General features: G+C 52.5%; 11 protein-coding genes. 3 read left to right on the top strand and 8 right to left on the bottom strand.

Translation table 11 applies throughout. The features are described from left to right. Window positions 1–80: 80 nt before the first annotated feature. A complete protein-coding gene (locus LWL52_RS03260) occupies window positions 81–1,445 on the bottom strand; it encodes an APC family permease (RefSeq protein WP_242916888.1) in 1,365 nt (454 codons plus the stop codon). 207 nt (window positions 1,446–1,652) lie between these two features. Between LWL52_RS03260 and LWL52_RS03255 the strand changes: the two genes are divergently transcribed. Beyond that, window positions 1,653–2,564: a DMT family transporter gene (locus LWL52_RS03255; RefSeq protein ID WP_242916887.1), complete on the top strand. Its 912-nt coding sequence runs from the start codon at window positions 1,653–1,655 to the stop codon at window positions 2,562–2,564. Between the two features lie 58 nt (window positions 2,565–2,622). On the opposite strand, the gene LWL52_RS03250 is transcribed toward LWL52_RS03255, so the two are convergent. The 6 genes from LWL52_RS03250 to lpdA all read right to left on the bottom strand — a co-directional run bounded on the left by LWL52_RS03250 (window position 2,623) and on the right by lpdA (window position 11,517). Next, window positions 2,623–4,659, bottom strand: coding sequence for a multicopper oxidase domain-containing protein (locus LWL52_RS03250; protein WP_242916884.1), 2,037 nt, complete (start codon window positions 4,657–4,659; stop codon window positions 2,623–2,625). 344 nt (window positions 4,660–5,003) lie between these two features. Beyond that, window positions 5,004–6,350 carry a DEAD/DEAH box helicase gene (locus LWL52_RS03245; RefSeq protein WP_242916882.1) on the bottom strand — a complete coding sequence of 449 codons (1,347 nt, stop codon included), beginning with the start codon at window positions 6,348–6,350 and terminating at the stop codon, window positions 5,004–5,006. A gap of 432 nt (window positions 6,351–6,782) precedes the next feature. Further along, window positions 6,783–7,781 carry a YpdA family putative bacillithiol disulfide reductase gene (locus LWL52_RS03240; RefSeq protein WP_242916880.1) on the bottom strand — a complete coding sequence of 333 codons (999 nt, stop codon included), beginning with the start codon at window positions 7,779–7,781 and terminating at the stop codon, window positions 6,783–6,785. 95 nt (window positions 7,782–7,876) lie between these two features. Next, window positions 7,877–8,398, bottom strand: coding sequence for a GNAT family N-acetyltransferase (locus LWL52_RS03235; RefSeq protein WP_242916878.1), 522 nt, complete (start codon window positions 8,396–8,398; stop codon window positions 7,877–7,879). Window positions 8,399–8,484: 86 nt separating this feature from the next. Continuing rightward, window positions 8,485–9,597 (bottom strand): fatty acid desaturase family protein, encoded by a 1,113-nt coding sequence (locus LWL52_RS03230; RefSeq protein WP_242916876.1) that lies wholly within the window; start codon window positions 9,595–9,597, stop codon window positions 8,485–8,487. A gap of 525 nt (window positions 9,598–10,122) precedes the next feature. Further along, window positions 10,123–11,517, bottom strand: coding sequence for a dihydrolipoyl dehydrogenase (gene lpdA / locus LWL52_RS03225; RefSeq protein WP_242916875.1), 1,395 nt, complete (start codon window positions 11,515–11,517; stop codon window positions 10,123–10,125). A 203-nt stretch (window positions 11,518–11,720) separates the two neighbouring features. Here lpdA and LWL52_RS03220 point away from each other — a divergent pair, with 203 nt between their 5' ends. Then, entirely contained in the window at window positions 11,721–12,329 is a 609-nt protein-coding gene (locus LWL52_RS03220; RefSeq protein ID WP_242916872.1) for a tetratricopeptide repeat protein, read from the top strand. A 100-nt stretch (window positions 12,330–12,429) separates the two neighbouring features. On the opposite strand, the gene LWL52_RS03215 is transcribed toward LWL52_RS03220, so the two are convergent. Beyond that, window positions 12,430–13,761, bottom strand: coding sequence for a peptidoglycan DD-metalloendopeptidase family protein (locus LWL52_RS03215; RefSeq protein WP_242916871.1), 1,332 nt, complete (start codon window positions 13,759–13,761; stop codon window positions 12,430–12,432). Window positions 13,762–14,030: 269 nt separating this feature from the next. Between LWL52_RS03215 and fabG the strand changes: the two genes are divergently transcribed. Further along, window positions 14,031–14,777, top strand: a complete 747-nt coding sequence (gene fabG / locus LWL52_RS03210) for a 3-oxoacyl-[acyl-carrier-protein] reductase (RefSeq protein ID WP_242916870.1) — start codon at window positions 14,031–14,033, stop codon at window positions 14,775–14,777. Window positions 14,778–14,908 lie beyond the last annotated feature (131 nt).

Here is a 14,908-nt window from a genome sequence, read left to right as displayed (position 1 = left end):
AGGAAGTATAAGCAGTGACGTTTGCTGCCGCTTATACTTCCTTTTAGTTGATTGCGGGCTTTTGGAAGCGGTTATTCGCATTATTCCGGCATGGAGTCGCCGGCGGGTGCTGCTTGAAAGGGCCATTCCCGGTTCAGCTTTGCCTTCAGAAAATAGACTAGAATACCGGCTGCAATCACCGCCAGTCCGGAGATCACCATCGCAGTTCCGGTAGAAACAAGTATACCCACCCACATCAGGATGGCAATGTAAACGGGCCATGGGAACAGGGGCATCCTGAAAGGAAAATCCGCCTTTGGCCGTTTGCGCCGGAGCAACAGCAAGCCGATTGCCTGCCCGATAAACTGGATCAGGATGCGCATGGCCAGGATCGCACTGATCACATCGCTCAGTTTAAACAACATGCTGAACACAAAGGCCAGTCCGCCCAGGAAAAGAAGCGAAACATACGGGAAATGCTTGGTGGGGTGCAGCCTGGCAAATATTTTAAAGAAAGCGCCATCTTCGGCGGCAGCGTACGGGATGCGGCTGTAGCCCAGCGTAGCCGAAAAAACCGACGCAAAGGCCACCCAAAGTATAAAACAGGTCGCTACGTTCGCTGCTGTGCTCCCGAATAGGCGCTGCACAAAAACGCTTACCACAAAGGCACTGTCTTTGGCCTCCTGCCAGGGCACTACGCTCACCACGCTGATGTTCATCATCAGGTACAGCACGGCAATGCCCGTAATCGAAATGAACATACTGCGCGGAATGTTCCGGGTCGGGTTGATGATCTCAGAGCCCAAATGGCACACATTATAATACCCCAGGTAGCTGTACACGCTTTTTACGCTGGCAAACCCGATGGCGGTGATAAAAGCATAGTTCACCGTCAGGCCATCGTTCATGTGGCGGATGGGCTGTAGAAAATTGCCGTGTGCAATGCCCCCACCAATGATCCACAGCAGCGTAACGATCACGCCGCTCCAGAGCAACACGCTGATACGGCCTATGGCATCGATGCGGCGGAATAGCAGCACCACGATCAGGATCACCACCCCGCCGCTCACCAGTTTGGAGGTGAGCGCAGAGAGCGGCACCAGGTACGAAAAGTAGGACGCAAAGCCGATGGCGGCTGAGGCAATCACCAGCGGCGCCTGTATCATGGTTTGCCACACAAACAGAAAGCTCATCAGCTTGCCGGCACCCTGTTCGCCGTAGGCTACCCGCAGGAAATTATAGCTGCCGCCGGCTCTCGGAAAAGCTGCGCCCAGCTCGCTCCAGACCAAGGCATCCACAAACGACAAGGCCGCCCCGGCCAGCCAGGCATATAAAAAGTAGGGGCCGTTCATCATGCCAATCACCATGGGCAGGGTGATGAACGGGCCGATGCCCACCATATCGATCATGTTGATGGCGGTGGCTTGCCCCAGGCCAAGGCGTCTTTCTAAGGTTGTTTCCGGCATGTATCGTTTGTTTTAGCCGCTGTATTTAAACCGGCCGGCTATAATTCTCCAATAAAGCCTACAAAGTAGCAAATTCCCCGCAAAGCGCCCGCTCAGGTGGCTTTCCCGCATAGTATACCTGCCTTATGATTTGCTCGATGTATAATTGCATTTCTAAGGTCCTACTTAGCTGATATCCTCCGACAAACCTTTTACCTTTGCTACCCTATGAGTAAACAAGTACAGGTGCACGGGGCGTTGTTGTTGGTAGCGCTTATTTACGGAAGCAATTATAGTATCGCCAAAGAAGTAATGCCTGCTTACGTGGGCCCGTATGGGTTGATCGTGATCCGGGTGGTTTCGGCAGCACTTTTCTTTGGGATTTTTTCGCGGCTGGTGGTGAAGGAAAAAATCGTGGGCCGTGCTGATAACGTGCGCGCCATCCTTTGCGGCATTACGGGCATCGCCGTGAACCAGCTCTGCTTTTTCGGCGGGCTAAACCTCACCGCCCCTATTAATGCGGCCCTGCTGATGGTGATCACACCCGTAATCGTGCTTCTCTTCTCGGCTATGCTGCTGAAAGAACGCGTGGGCAAGGCCAAAGTAAGCGGCATTATACTTGCCTGCGGCGGTGCTTTCCTGCTGATTTATACTTCTCGCGGCGCAGGCGCCACCGGCAACCGCTGGGGCGATTTGCTCATCATCCTGAATGCGACTGCCTACGGCATGTACCTGGTGCTGGTAAAGCCGCTGATGCAGAAGTATCATGCCATTACGGTTGTAAGCCGGGCGTTTGCCGTGGGTGCTGTTATCGTTATTCCGTTTGGCTGGTCGCAGGTGGTGGCGCCTGCTTATACTTCTTTTCCGGCCGCCATCTGGGCAGCCATCGGGTTCATGGTCTTTGGGGTAACCATTATCGCTTACCTGTTTAACTCCTGGGCGCTGCGCTATGCCAACGCCTCGGTGGTGGGCGCCTACATTTACCTGCAGCCGGTGCTGGCCATTCTGATTGCCGTAGCATTTGGAAAGGATGTATTTACGCTGCAGAAAGGCCTGTATGCGCTGGTGATCTTTGCCGGCGTTTACCTGGTGAGCCGGACTCGGCAGCCGGAAGCTCGGAAAGTAGAAGTTGAAGTATAGGCAACCGTTCAAAGTAAAAAACCCACACCAGGCGGGGCTTTTTGGTTAGCATAAATCTCTATTTCATCAGGATCAGCTTTTGGCGGTAGAGGCGGTTGTTTACCGAGACTTCGCATACATAGATCCCCCTCGGCAGGTTGTCACCCTTTATTTCAAGCTGGTGTTCGCCTTTTTCCAATTGCTGGTTTAGTACTTCCAGCACCTGGTTGCCGTTCAGGTCTAACAGGCGCAAGGCTACAACTGCAGCAGGCTCCTCTATCATCAACTGCAGGGTAGCCGAACCGAAGAAAGGGTTTGGATACACGGTAAAGATCTCACTTCCCCGCTTTAAAATAAGATCTATAAGGTGTTTCGTATTTGCCAACAGCTGGTTTGGCATGGTGCCCACATAGTATGGCCGCATCATATCATGATCTTCGTGCGAGAGAATGTGGCAATGCCATACATACAGGCCTTCTCTGTCGAAGGTAGCTACTAACCGCGTTACTTCGCCGGGGGCAATGGGGTAGGTATCCTTTTCACCGTCCTGCCCGGGTTCCGGTTTTTTTAGCGGGCCCACCAGTTTAATATCCGACAAGGCGCCTGTTTCCTCGTTTACGGTACCGGTAAACTCCTGCGAGCTGAGCACCCTGAAAGACACCAGGTGCAGGTGGATTGGGTGCGTATCCGGCGTTAAATTATAGATCTCCCAGATCTCGGTGCTGTTCAGGGCGGGATTCTCTGTGACCGGTTCTTGAAACTCCTTGGCACCCTCGTTTACAGTACCCAGCATTGGCATCAGCCTGCCAAACGCATCTTCTCCTTCAAATAAGATCAATTTTCTTGTTTTAACAGCAGTTGGTACAACAGGCAGTGGCTTATGGAAGGAGGCAGGAACCGGCGTAAGCGGGTACGCTGGGTTGAGCGGCACAGTTACTTTAAAGGCCATGATCTGTGCCGCGCCATCGTCTTCATCCACATCATCTCCGTTCGGGTAAGGGATGGGCGCATCATTCTTCATGATAATGGTCTTTTTCCAAAGCGCGGCGTCAGAGAAATCAATGATCACCTCCTTACGCTCTCCCGGCCCGATTAACAGTTCTGTTTGTTCAACGGGTTTAGGCAACAGACCACCGTCTGACCCAATCTGCCACATTTTTATTCCCCTGGTCAGCTTCAGGTGATAGAACCTGGAATCTGAACCGTTCAGCAGCCGGAAACGGTACTGCCTGGGCTCCACAGGCAGCACAGGCCAGGCTTTGCCATTCACCAGAATGATGTTGCCAAAGAACTCGGGCAAAACGCTGGGTTCTGGCGCCTCCTTATCTTCCGGCTCCGTTAAATAATAAAGTTGCCCGTCGGTCGTGAACATGCGGTCCTGGATGGCCAGGCCAATATCGTAGCGTTCGTTTGGCAATCGTTTGCTTCGCCTTAGCCCATTTTCAAACCCATCGGTTAACAGGTAAAAGCCAGCGAGCCCGGCGTATACGTTCAGGCGGGTGATGCCGAGCGCATGGTCGTGGTACCACAGCGTGGCGGCGTCCTGGTTGTTGTCATAGTAGTATGGCACTTCATCGCCTTTAACAAAATGCGGTCCTTTGCTTTGTGCAAATGGCGTGTACCAGGCCTCGGGCAGTCCGTCGCTGGCTGATTCGTTATGCCCCCCGTGCAGGTGCGTTACGAGCGGCACACCCGGTGTTTTCGGGTCTGCCCATGCAATGGATCTATCCACAGGCAACAGGTGCGGCAAAGGTTGGTTATTTTCGTCTACCAGCCTGTTGAGCCATTTTACTGTGATAGGTTGATCTTTTTTAGCAAGTATGGTAGGGCCGGGATACTGGCCGTTGTACCCCCAGACAGTAGTGAGCACAGGTTTGCCGGCTGCATCTTTCAGGCCCAGCCCCAGGTCCTGCTTAAACTGCGACATGGTCATGGTAAGATATCGATTGCCCCCATTGGTAGCGTCTATAACAGCAGGAATCGGCAGCTTATTTTTAAATTTCGGAACAACAGCAGGGTCCAGCAGTGCCTGGGCAAAAAGCGAACTGCCCGATAACAACAGCACCAGTAATGAGAGGAATGTTCCACGAACACGTTGAATGCGTAAAAATATCATAGCTTATTGTGGTAATAGTGGGTTGCCCAGGAGTACGGTCAGGGACAAGATACTTGTCAGGCGGAGGAGTGGGAGTTTATAAGTATACGTGTTGATTATAAAAAATATAATGATAATTATCACTATACCAATCACAAAACCAATCTTTAAGCGAAGATTCAACTTTAGAAGGCTTTCTGCCCGGGGCGCTGCCTGGTAGCAGGCAAGACACAAGCAGGCGCCCCGAAATGCTTCAAGGCAGGTATGCACACTGCGAGGTTTGTAAAAGTTCTGCCGCTGTTAAACAAAAACGTCCTGCCGGATCATCTCCGGCAGGACGTTTTATACTTTATACTATAGCTTAATTAGCTTGATTGATGCGTTCGGTTACGGTTTCCGTTGCTGCGGTTGCCACCCTGGCGCTGACCGCCTCCCGGGTTGCTGCCATTGCTGCCAGCTGGTCGGCTGCCACCGCCTGGACGATTGCCTCCTCCGGAACGACCGCCGCCACCGCCTCTGCGCTGCTGCTTCTGCTCTTTAATAGTGCTGGCCGCATCTGCAAAGTCCTTTGCTGTTAACGGGTACGGATGGTTATCAATTACGGGCACTGCTTTGGAGATCAGCTTCTGGATGCTGGCCAGGTATGGCGTCTCTTCTGCATCGCAGAAAGACAGTGCAATGCCGCTGGCGCCGGCACGACCGGTACGGCCAATACGGTGCACATAAGTTTCGGGCTCGTTGGGCAGCTCAAAGTTGATCACATGGCTCAGGTCGTCCACGTCAATGCCGCGGGCGGCAATGTCGGTGGCAACCAGCACACGGGTCTGGCTCTTTTTAAAGTTATCCAGGGCACGCACGCGGGCATTCTGCGACTTGTTGCCGTGGATGGCTTCGGCCTGCACGCCCGCTTTGCTCATGTCTTTAGCTACGCGGTCGGCGCCATGCTTGGTGCGGGTAAATACCAGCGCACGGTCAATAGAGCCATCTTTAAGCAGGTGAAGCAGCAGGTGTTTCTTGTCGTTTTTCTTTACATAGTATACCGCCTGCTTGATGGTATTGGCTGTAGACGAAACCGGTGTTACCTCTACCTGCGCCGGATCTACCAGGATGGTATTGGCCAGTTTCAGAATTTCAGGCGCCATAGTGGCGGAGAAGAACAGCGATTGCTTTTTCTCTGGCAGCACTTTGAGCACTTTGCGGACATCGTTCACAAAACCCATGTCCAGCATACGGTCGGCCTCATCCAGCACAAACATCTGGATGCTGTCCAGGTGCACATACTTTTGCGCCATCAGGTCGAGTAAACGACCCGGCGTAGCTACCAGAATATCGATTCCGGCGCGAAGGGCGTCGGTTTGCGGGCGCTGCGGCACGCCACCAAAAATTACGGTATGCTTCAGGCCGGTGTGCTTGCCATAGGATGCCAGGCTCTCGCCGATCTGCAGAGCCAGCTCACGCGTAGGCGTCAGGATTAAGGCTTTTATTCTGCGGGGCGCACGGTCATTCAGGTTCTTTGTTTCAGAAAGCAACTGCAGGATCGGAATAGAGAAAGCAGCCGTTTTGCCGGTGCCTGTCTGCGCGCATCCCAATAAGTCTTTCTTCTGAAGTATAATCGGAATTGATTTTTCCTGGATGGGGGTTGGGGTAGTGTATCCTTCTGTTTTAAGAGCTTTTAGGATTGGCTCAATCAAATTAAGATTCTCGAATGTCATCAAATGGTTCTAAAAAAAACCGCGCAACACCTTGTATGCTGCTTTCGCGGAGAAGTGGCCGGAATTAGATAAGGCATACAAGCCAGGCTTATCTGCATAAAGGCCATTCCCGACCTGTTGTTGTAGCTTTAACCTTTAAAACCTAACTATAGTTCTAAAACAGGCGAAAGAATAATGTGCAAAGATACAAGCAGATATTGGTACATCCTAATATAAAGGTATAACCGGGAAGAAGCCGGGACCGGCTCTCGTTTTGCGCTGTGCCCCCTTGTGGACGTACACGGCAGCATTTGGTTGTGCCTGATGCGGCAAGTGCCGCCCTGTGCAGCAGCAGGCACTAATTATACTTGTACTATGCTTTGAAGCCGGCATTAAGCCGAACATACGCGGCAGCTAAAAGCGATTTACCAGCGGTTCCGGCAAACGCCAGGCTTATACTTCTGCCGCTTTCTGTACGTGCACGATGTGTTGCACAATTTTCACGGCGTGCTCGCGCGAGTTCTCGATAAACCACACATGCGTGTCCAGGCCGCCACAGATCACGCCGGCCAGGTATACATTGGGCAAGTTGGTTTCCATGGTTTCGGGGTCGTACTGCGGATGGCACTTTTCGTCGGGCAGCAGCGCCACGCCCAGCCGCTCCAGAAAGCTGAAGTCGGGCTGATAGCCGGTCATGGCCAGCACAAAGTCGTTGGCCAGCGTCAGTTTGCCTTCAGGCGTTTCGATATCTACTTCCCGCTCCCGGACCTCAGTTAGGCTGGAAGAGAAATAACAGGTGATCTCGCCGGCCTTGATGCGGTTCTCCAGATCAGGCTTGGTCCAGTATTTTATACTTCCAAGTTCAGGTTGGCGCACCACCAGGGTCACTTCGGCACCTTTGCGCCAGGTTTCCAGGGCCGCATCGGCCGCCGAGTTGTTGGCCCCCACCACCACTACTTTCTGGCGGTAATAAAAATGTGGGTCGAAATAATAATGACGTACTTTCTCCAGCTCCTCGCCGGGGATGTGCAGCACGTTGGGCTTGCCGTAAAATCCGACGGCCACTACCACGTTGCGGGCCAGGTATGCCCCTTTGCTGGTGCTGATGCGGTACAAGTCGCCTTGGGGCTCCATCCCGTTCACCTCTTCGAACAAGTGCATGTTGAGCTTGCGGGTATCGGCTACGCGGCGGTAGTACTCCATAGCCTCCGCCCGGTTAGGCTTTGAGTGGATGGAGGCAAACGGGATGCCGCCAATCTCCAGCCGGTCGGCGGTGGAGAAAAACGTCATGTTGAGCGGGTAATGGTAGAGCGAGTTTACCAGGCAGCCTTTCTCCACGATCAGGTAGCTAAGTCCGGCCTGCTGCGCCTCCAGTGCGGTAGCAAGCCCGATCGGGCCTGCGCCGATAATCAGTATATCGTAATAAGGTATTGTCAAAGCGTCTTCTTTCATCTATAGCCAAGGTATGGGTATTCTTTACAACAGCAACCACCACCCCAAAGTTTAATGTAGCTACATTGGTCTACTCTTCCTTTTTGCTGCTGTTGCTATAGCTCGGTTTGTAATACGTACATGCCACGGTACTCGGGTTTCATCTGCTCAAAATCCAGGGTATAGGTGCCGCATTTCCGGAAACCGTTCTGCTCATAAAACTGCACAGAGCGGCTGCTGTCCATGGCTTTTAACCAGATCAGGCGTTTGCCCCGTTCCCGCGCATAGGCTTTGGTAAAGCGCACCACCTCGCGCCCAATGCCTTTGCCCGACGCGGCTTTGGTAAGGTAAATACGTTCCAGCTCCAGCGCCTCCCGGGCAGGGTAGTTATCCAGGGGTGCATCGATGTTGAGTTTGAGAAAGCCGGTTAGCTGGTCCTGGTCATAAATAAGGAAGAAAGCGGCGTTTGGATCGGCCAGTTCTTTTTTGAGCGTGTTCTCGCTAAAGCTGCGCTCCAGGTACCAGGCCCCGCCATCGTACCACAAGTATAAATAATGATCGCCGTAGGCGTTAATGGCAATATCCTGTAAAGTATGCAGTTCCTGCCCGGTGCAGGGACGGATATCAATGTGCGACATGAGGTGTTAGATTTGAAACTATAAAATTAAAACAAAAGCGGCGGGAAGTTTCCTCCCCGCCGCTTTTGTTTTAATTTTTTCATATATCAGCCAATGGCCTCATTTAACCCTGGCAGCCGGCCAAAGCGGTGCAAGGTGGCAATATGCGAGCGCACTGCCTGCGTAAAGGTCTCGTTCTCCAGGTATGGAATACCAAATTCAGCAGCTGTTTCGCGCACAATTTCGGCAATGGCCGGGTAGTGCACATGACATACCCGCGGAAAGAGGTGATGCTCGATCTGGAAGTTCAGGCCGCCTACATACCAGGAGATGAGTTTGCTGTTGCGCGAAAAGTTAACGGTAGTATTGAGCTGGTGAATGGCCCAGTCGTTTTCGATGATGCCGTGCTCGGTAGGCCGCGGGTGGCTGGTGCCCTCCACGGTATGCGCCAGCTGGAACACCACCGTCAGGATGATACCTGCAACAAAGTGCATGAGCAGAAAGCCCAGCAGCACCTCCAGAAACGGAATGCCGAAAAACAGGCTCGGCACGCCCAGGATCACAAAAAAGTACATCAGCTTCAGCACTACCAGCCGGAGCAGCATGCTGCGGTTCTTCGCTTCGGAATTCGGGTTTACGCCGTTATTTTTGAACAGCACATACTGCACAAAGTCTTTGGCCAGCACCCAATACAACGTCAGCAGCCCGTAAAACACGAAGGCATACAGCCATTGCAGCTGGTGGAAGAACTTAACTTTGGTATGAGGGGAGAAACGCAGCACCAGGCGGTCCTGAATGTCTTCGTCCATATCCACTACATTGGTATAAGTATGATGCAGAATATTGTGCTGCAGTTTCCAGTTAAAGGCCGAGCCGCCTACCAGGTTCAGGGTATGGCTCATGAGGTAATTTACCCGTTGGTTGCGCGAGTATGCGCCGTGGTTGGCGTCGTGCATCACGCTCATGCCAATGCCGGCCACGCCCAGGCCCATTACAAACCACAGCAGCAGGCTTATGCCCGGCGAAGGCGTCAGCGCCAGCAGCAGCACAAAGGGCAGCACGTAGCATAGTATAAGTATAACGCTCTTCACTATCATGGCCGTATTGGCGGTGCGTGCCAGGTTGCGTTCTTCGAAATACTGGTCTACGCGTTTGCGAAGCGTCGGAAAAAACAGGCTTTTATCTTTGTTAACGAACTTTATTTTACTCTTCAACTTCATGTAGCGGTTTCTGTTTGTGTGAAAATATACGAACTCACACGTAGAGAAACAAAAGGCTCAGGAGTGAATTTAATGGTTGTGCTGGTGTTAGGGCGTGTCGTTTAAAAAAGAAAAAACGTCCAATTTAAATTTCTAAAGCGGAGGTAATTTTCGGGTTCTTATAAAAACAGAAAGCCTGAAAAACAGCCGGTGCCAGCACAGGCAAGGGTACAATGTAGGCATAAAAGATGGCATTACGGTTATGTATGGCACCAGCGCAAAAATATACCTGCCTGCTTTCAGCTCCCTGCCGGCAAGCGCTTTGCCCATGTTGAGCCCGGTTTCGCAGTAAGGCAGCCGTATCTTATGCTGCCAAAACAGTGCCATAAGCTGGCGCCTTGTAAAGTATAGCCGGATGCTATCAGAAGAAAGCGCCCGTTTCCATCACGTCCTTGTCCTGTTTCCGGTAAACCAAGTATAAAATCTATAAATAAAAACGGCGGAAAGAACCTCTTTCCGCCGTTTTTAGGTGCCTTAAAAGATAGCTTACAGGTGGATCACTTCACCGTAGGCGGCAGCCGTTGCTTCCATAATGGCTTCGCTCATGGTTGGGTGCGGGTGCACCGCCTTGATGATCTCATGGCCGGTGGTCTCCAGCTTACGCGCTACCACAACTTCCGCTATCATTTCAGTTACGTTGTTACCGATCATGTGCGCGCCCAGGAACTCGCCATACTTGGCATCGAAGATCACTTTCACGAACCCGTCTTTTGTACCGGCCGCGCTTGCCTTGCCTGAGGCAGAGAACGGAAACTTGCCAACCAGGATCTCCAGGCCTTGCTCGCGGGCTGCTTTTTCGGTTAAGCCTACAGAGGCAATTTCAGGCGTGCAGTACGTACAGCCCGGTATGTTGCCATAGTTCAGCGGCTCGGGGTTGTGCCCGGCCAGTTTCTCTACACAGATAATGCCTTCGGCAGAGGCTACGTGCGCAAGGGCAGGGCCCGGCACGATGTCGCCGATTGCATAAATGCCATCCACGTTGGTTTTGTAGAACTCGTCCACTACCACGCGGCCACGGTCTACTTTAATGCCCAGCTCTTCCAGGCCAATGTTCTCCAGGTTTGTCTGGATGCCGACGGCCGACAGTACGACTTCCGCTTCCAGCGTTTCGGTGCCTTTGGCTGTTTTCACCTGCACTTTGCACAGGTTGCCGCTGGTGTCCACCGACTCTACCGAAGACTCGGTCATGATGTTGATGCCTGCTTTCTTGAACGACTTGGCCAGCTGGCGGGATACTTCCTCATCCTCTACCGGCACCACGTTGGGCAGATACTCCACTACGGTTACCTTGGTGCCCATGGCGTTGTAGAAATAAGCGAACTCCACGCCAATGGCGCCGGAGCCAACCACCACCATGCTCTCAGGCATTTTATCCAGGGCCATAGCCTGACGGTAGCCGATGATCTTTTTGCCGTCGATGGGCAGGTTCGGCAGCTCGCGCGAGCGGGCGCCTGTTGCCAGTATGATATTGGTCGCCTCGATGGTCTCTTTCTTCCCTTCGGCGTTTGTTACTTCTACTTTTCCTTTGGCTACTACTTTGCCTGTTCCCATGATCGCATCGATCTTGTTTTTGCGGAACAGGAACTGAATGCCTTTGCTCATGCCGTCGGCTACACCGCGGCTGCGCTTGATCACAGCACCAAAATCAACGGAAGCATCGGCCACCGTAATGCCATAATCAGCAGCATGGTTGATATATTCGAAAACGTTTGCGCTCTTTAGCAGTGCTTTTGTTGGGATACAGCCCCAGTTCAGGCAGATACCACCCAGCGACTCGCGCTCGATCACGCCTACTGTCATACCCAGCTGGGCTGCACGGATAGCAGCTACATAGCCGCCCGGGCCGCTTCCAACCACTACTAAATCGTATTTTGATGCCATAGTCTCTTTTTTAAAGTTGCTGAGCAAAATTAATCTATTATCCTAACATCGCCAAACTCAACACAAGCACCTACCCGTTTGGCATTATACCCACAGCGGGGTAGGATGATAAGGCGATTGGCGGATTTAATGCAAAAATCTCTTTTATGCCTGTTTTGTACAGCTGTACTTTACGGCTCCAACTGACAGATCACCTTTTGCCCATGAAAAAATATTTACCTCTTTTACTCTTTTTGCTGCTCACCCTGCCGGGCTTTGCCCAGAAATCAGCAACAGCTTATTTTATCAGCGGAAACACCAAGTTTAAAGCAGGCCAGTTTGCCGAAGCCATCAAAGACTATGATGCGGTGCTGAAACGCAATCCAAAGCATGTGGTCACGCTCACCAACCGCGGCGTAGCCCAGGACCGCCTGTTGCAGTACCGGGCCGCCATCGCCGACTTTACCAAAGCTATTGCGCTGGCCCCCGACTATGCGGAGGCTTACCTGAGCCGCGGCTTTTCCAGGTATAACCTCAAAGACTACCGCAGCGCCCTGCTGGATTATAACAAAGGCATTGCCCTGGCTCCTGAAAACGCCAAAGCCTACAACAACCGCGGCCTGGCATACTATGGCCTGAAAGACTTCAGCGGCGCCGTAGCCGACTATACCAAGGCCATTGCGCTGAACAGCACGTATGGCGCGGCCTATTATAACCGCGCAGCAGCCCGCTACAGGCTCGGCGATACAAAAGGAGCCTGTGCCGACTGGACCAAAGCTAAAGCTCTGGGCATAAAAGATGCCGCTGTCTCCCTGAAGAACTACTGCAAGTAACACGCCCCGCTACTCTCCGCGTCCTGCACCAGGTTCTCGAAAAGAAAAGGGCGCTGTAGCAGCGCCCCTTCCAAATTAAACCAAATGTTACTTTTTAGCCTCAGGCCTCAGCCGGGTCCTTTTCTTTTTTAGTTGCGATCAGGGGTTCCTCTCCGGCATCTTGGGGTTGGTTACCCATTTTACGGAGCACCTCCTTTTTCACTTCCCTAAACGCGGTTCTGTGTTTATTGCTGATGGGGAATCCCGATGGCAGCTTTACTTTCAGGGCGTCTACCTGCCGGCCGTTCTTCCAGAAGCGGTAGCAAAGGTGGGGCCCGGTGGCCAGCCCCGTAGAGCCCACATACCCGATCGTTTGCCCTTGCTTTACATGCACGCCCCGCCGGATGCCTTTGGCAAAACGGGACATGTGCAGGTACTGGGTCGTATAAGTTTTGTTGTGTTTGATCTTTACAAAGTAGCCGTTGCCCCTGGTGTAGCGGGCTTCTAGCACAAGGCCATCCCCTACGGTACGGATTGGCGTGCCGCTGCGGGCGGCAAAATCGGTGCCCAGGTGGGCTTTGTAGCGTTTCTGCACCGGATGAAAACGGTTTTTGGAGTAGCGCGAACTGATCCGGCTATACTCCAGCGGCTCCCGCAGAAACGCTTTTTTCAGGCTTTTGCCGTTCTGGTCGTAATAGCCATTGCTATTGCCTTCCTTAAACGCGATGGCATAGATCGAGTCGCCTTCGTGCTCAAAAAAAGCGGCCTTCAGCTCCCCGAACCCGATGCTGCTGCCATTCACTACTTTCTCATCATAGATCAGTTTAAACTTGTCGCCAGGCTGGATACGGTTCAGATCCAGGCGCCAGGCGTAGATATCGGCAAAGCGGTTGACCAGTTGCGGCGAGCCGCCGGCGGCCACCATGGACTCAAAAAGTGAGCTGGTGATCTCCCCGGCCAGGGTGCGCTCGAGCACTTCTACTTTTCTTTTTTCTTTGGTTACGGCCAGGTCGCCCCGCAGGTCATAGATCACATACTCTACTTCGTTGGGCTCATAAATAAAGTACTGGGCTGTTTGCGCCGAATCGCGCAGGTGCAGGATGGTATAATTGCGGTGCGAGGCTATGCGGCGCACATTAAAAACCTGCCGGGACTTGCGGGCAAGAGCATGCAGGGTAACAGGCGAAATATTATAGCTCGACAGGATTGCCGACAAGCTTTCGCCCCGCTCCACAGTACCTTCCACTATTTCCATGGAGTCGGTGGGGATGCCGTAGAGAACGGGAGCCGGCAGCGGTTTTGCAGGCGGAAGCAGCACTTTCTCAACGGCTGCAGTCTGCTGGGGACGGGCTAGCACCTTGTCGGTGTTGAAGTGCAGCGTTTTGGCAGCGGTAATAAAAATAAACAGCGAAAGAGCGATGAGGAGGGCAAGTCCTGTACTGCGTTTCAACATAATGCAATGAATACCTTTGGTTCTAATCTGGCACGAAAATATGCCGAAACCGATAGAAATAAAAATCAAACCCTATACAATATTCAGACTGTAAATATGTTACAACTTAATTTCCGAATAAGAATATAGTACTCTTATTGTTTAGCAGCCTGTATCCGGATCGTCATCTGCAAGCATAACCGCCTTTAAACCAGCCGGTTTCTGCCTTTGGGTCTGCTCTTTTCTAGCACTTGTTCGCATTAAGGAAATCTTTTTTAACTTTGGCCTCTATGAAAGCATTAGAAGGAAAAGTAGCTCTGGTAACCGGGGCATCCAAAGGAATAGGCCGCGCCATTGCACAGCAGTTTGTGGAGATGGGCGCTCAGGTAGCGTTCACCTACCTCTCAAGTGTTGAAAAAGGACAGCAGCTGGAGCAGGAGCTATCAGCCAATGGTGGCAAGGCAAAAGGCTACCGCTCCGATGCTTCTGACTTTGCCCAAGCAGAGCAGCTGGTTGAAGATGTGGTGAAGGAATTCGGCAAGTTGGACGTGGTAGTGAACAATGCCGGCATTACGCGCGACGGGCTGCTGATGCGCATGGGCGAAGAGCAGTGGGACGCGGTGATCAACACCAATCTCAAATCGGTATTTAATGTAACCAAGGCCGCCAGCAAGCACATGATGCGCGCCAAAAGCGGCTCCTTTATCAACATCACCTCGGTGGTAGGCATCAAAGGAAACGCAGGCCAGGCCAACTATGCGGCTTCTAAGGCAGGAATCATCGGCTTTACAAAATCCGTTGCGCTGGAGCTGGGCTCGCGTAACATCCGCAGCAACGCCATTGCCCCGGGCTTTATCGAAACCGAAATGACCGGCGAGCTAGACCAGAAAGTGGTGGAAGAATGGCGCAAGGCTATTCCGCTGCGCCGCGGCGGCTCTCCGGAAGATGTGGCCAAAGCAGCCGTGTTTCTGGCCTCTGATGATTCGGCCTATATCTCCGGCCAGGTGCTGCAGGTAGACGGCGGTATGCTTACTTAAAAGAGTTCTGAGTCACGGGTTCTGAGTTAAATCAGAACTCAGCACTATATCAGCACTATATAAAAGACCAATGCCGCGGCGTTTACGTTAGTAGCATTGGTCTTTTTCGTTTACCTTTAGTTGCTGCTGGC

This window comes from Pontibacter liquoris (genome assembly GCF_022758235.1).
Lineage (GTDB): Bacteria > Bacteroidota > Bacteroidia > Cytophagales > Hymenobacteraceae > Pontibacter > Pontibacter liquoris.
The sequence above is the reverse complement of the archived record's forward strand: the minus strand, read 5'-3'. Positions and strand labels throughout refer to the sequence as shown.

Bases quoted from the DNA above. Each gene is read 5' to 3' on its own strand.
- LWL52_RS03245 (WP_242916882.1), bottom strand. From the start codon at position 6,350: ATGACATTCGAGAATCTTAATTTGATTGAGCCAATCCTAAAAGCTCTT.
- LWL52_RS03230 (WP_242916876.1), bottom strand. From the start codon at position 9,597: ATGAAGTTGAAGAGTAAAATAAAGTTCGTTAACAAAGATAAAAGCCTG.
- LWL52_RS03235 (WP_242916878.1), bottom strand. From the start codon at position 8,398: ATGTCGCACATTGATATCCGTCCCTGCACCGGGCAGGAACTGCATACT.
- LWL52_RS03250 (WP_242916884.1), bottom strand. From the start codon at position 4,659: ATGATATTTTTACGCATTCAACGTGTTCGTGGAACATTCCTCTCATTA.
- LWL52_RS03240 (WP_242916880.1), bottom strand. From the start codon at position 7,781: ATGAAAGAAGACGCTTTGACAATACCTTATTACGATATACTGATTATC.
- lpdA (WP_242916875.1), bottom strand. From the start codon at position 11,517: ATGGCATCAAAATACGATTTAGTAGTGGTTGGAAGCGGCCCGGGCGGC.
- LWL52_RS03260 (WP_242916888.1), bottom strand. From the start codon at position 1,445: ATGCCGGAAACAACCTTAGAAAGACGCCTTGGCCTGGGGCAAGCCACC.
- LWL52_RS03215 (WP_242916871.1), bottom strand. From the start codon at position 13,761: ATGTTGAAACGCAGTACAGGACTTGCCCTCCTCATCGCTCTTTCGCTG.
- fabG (WP_242916870.1), top strand. From the start codon at position 14,031: ATGAAAGCATTAGAAGGAAAAGTAGCTCTGGTAACCGGGGCATCCAAA.
- LWL52_RS03255 (WP_242916887.1), top strand. From the start codon at position 1,653: ATGAGTAAACAAGTACAGGTGCACGGGGCGTTGTTGTTGGTAGCGCTT.
- LWL52_RS03220 (WP_242916872.1), top strand. From the start codon at position 11,721: ATGAAAAAATATTTACCTCTTTTACTCTTTTTGCTGCTCACCCTGCCG.